Source organism: Fundidesulfovibrio magnetotacticus, assembly GCF_013019105.1.
Lineage (GTDB): Bacteria > Desulfobacterota > Desulfovibrionia > Desulfovibrionales > Desulfovibrionaceae > Fundidesulfovibrio > Fundidesulfovibrio magnetotacticus.
In genome coordinates, this window is sequence record NZ_BLTE01000042.1 from 1 (window position 1) to 1,502 (window position 1,502).

Annotated in this window: 2 protein-coding genes; one reads left to right on the forward strand and one right to left on the reverse strand. The window is 62.5% G+C overall.

Going from position 1 to position 1,502, the window contains the following annotated elements; genetic code table 11:
• Window positions 1–332: 332 nt before the first annotated feature.
• Window positions 333–800, reverse strand: a complete 468-nt coding sequence (locus tag NNJEOMEG_RS20200; RefSeq protein ID WP_173087279.1) for a phage regulatory CII family protein — start codon at window positions 798–800, stop codon at window positions 333–335.
• A 372-nt stretch (window positions 801–1,172) separates the two neighbouring features.
• On the opposite strand from NNJEOMEG_RS20200, the gene NNJEOMEG_RS20205 reads away from it, so the two are divergent.
• The coding region (locus NNJEOMEG_RS20205) for an SLC13 family permease (RefSeq protein ID WP_173087280.1) at window positions 1,173–1,502 on the forward strand (330 nt) is incomplete at its 3' end.

Genomic DNA, 1,502 nt, shown 5'->3' on the forward strand with positions numbered 1-1,502 from the left:
ATCGGGGCCTCGGCCAACGTGATCGTGGTGGGCATGAGCGAGAAGGCCGGGCACAAGATCACCTTCCTGCGCTTCATGAAGTACGGCATGCCCGTGATGTTTTTGACCGTGGCCATCTCGGCCGCGTACCTCTACGTCCGGTACTACGTCCTGAAGTGGTAGTTGAGTGCCTGCCCCGGCAGCGTCCGGCCCCAGGATCACGGGGAGTGTTCTCAAAGCCCCCGGCCGTGCGGCCGGGGGCTTTCGCGTAATGCCCCCTTGGGGAAGGGGTTGCGTCGCTCGCCAGCGGGAGGCCTTGCCGCCCTGCTCCAGCCTGCGCCGCGCGCGGGCGTTCAGGCCGTCTTCAGGGCCGCCTCTTCCTGGACGGCCTCGCTCATCTCCTGCCGTCTGCTGGACATGAAGGCCACGAAATCCTCCTTGAGCTGGCGGATGAGGTGTTCGCGGTAGTCCGAAACCACCTCCAGCGGCTGCCTCTCCAGCATGGACCGGTGGTAGTCCACCAGGGCCTGGTAGGTGTCCAGCAGCTCCTCGTGGAGCGTCGTCTTGTCCGGGATGATGTCGCGGTTGGCCACCACCCGGTAGCCCATCCTGTCGGCCAGGTAGCGCAACGGGGCTATGGAGTCGCAGCTTTGCATCAGGGGGAGCAACAGTTCCACGCCGAGCTTAGCGCCCTTGTCGGCGGGGTCCAACTCTCGCATCAATGTTGAATACGGCTTGCCGACTTCCTCTGATATGCTCTTGATCGACTTCGGAGATTGCCTGGCCATGTCGTACAGCAATGTGACGATGTCCCTGTTCATTAGAATGATCCTGTTATGTTCTAGATGCATTGTCTCTAACGCGACGCTTCGTTAGTAAAAAGCGCCTGCATTAAATTGTCAAGGCATCATCTGTCCTCGAAGTCCGGGCTTGCGGCGGGGGGCAGACGGGGTTGGCCCAGCGCTGCCGGTCAGGCGTTTCACCGGCTCTCACCTTCCCGAGCGGACGCATTCCTCCCATGTGCCGTGCCCGGGGCATTCCCGAAACGGACCGTTCCAGCGCCTGGTGCGGCCCCATGTTGTCCAACGCCCAACCAAGGAGGTGAACGCCGGGGCCTCCCCCCCAATCGCGCGCCGATCCGCTTCGCGCGCGTGCCTTCAGCCATTCTGCCCAACGCACCAAGGAGGATGATGATGTTCGACAGAATGAAACAGGTCGGCTTGATTCTCGGTCCCGTCTTGTTCCTGCTGATCCTGATGCTTCCCCTGCCCCAGGGCATGACCCAGGCCGCCATGAACTGCGCCGCCGTCACGGCGCTCATGGCCACGTGGTGGATTTCCGAGGCCATTCCCATCCCGGCCACGGCCATGCTGCCCATCGTGCTCTTCCCATTCCTCCAGATCATGCCCAGCGCCAAGGCGACTGCGCCCTACGCCAACCACGTGATCTACCTCTTCATGGGCGGCTTCTTCATCGCCGTGTGCATGGAGCGCTGGAACCTGCACTACCGCATCGCCATGAAA

Coding starts and splice junctions, on each gene's coding strand:
- NNJEOMEG_RS20200 (WP_173087279.1), bottom strand. CDS start 800: ATGAACAGGGACATCGTCACATTGCTGTACGACATGGCCAGGCAATCT.